General features: G+C 46.5%; 1 protein-coding gene. It reads left to right on the top strand.

The window, feature by feature from the left end; genetic code table 11:
* On the top strand, nucleotides 1-361 hold a 361-nt coding region (locus CIK04_RS29945; RefSeq protein ID WP_176463480.1), incomplete at both ends, for an MFS transporter.

Below are 361 nucleotides of genomic sequence, written 5' to 3'. Positions count from 1 at the left end.
AATCTATATCTTCTTAATGTTCTACTTTACGGACGTGGCCGGCTTGTCTGCCGCTTTCGTCGGTACCATCTTTTTAGCTGCACGTATTATCGATGCGATTACAGACCCAATGATGGGGGTGATCGTCGACAATACACGTTCTAAGTTCGGTAAGTTCCGCCCTTGGATTGTGATTGGTACGCTGTTAAATGCGCTCGTTTTAGTTGGCCTTTTTAGTACGCACATGTTTGAAGGGACGACGCTTTACATCTRCGCGGSCGCGGCTTATATCCTTTGGGGTTTAACCTACACCATTATGGATATTCCTTATTGGTCAATGATTCCGGCGCTATCAAGTTCTCGCCAAGAGCGTGAGAAGCTG

The sequence above is a fragment of the Vibrio sp. 03_296 genome, assembly GCF_002265885.1.
The sequence above is the reverse complement of the archived record's forward strand: the minus strand, read 5'-3'. Positions and strand labels throughout refer to the sequence as shown.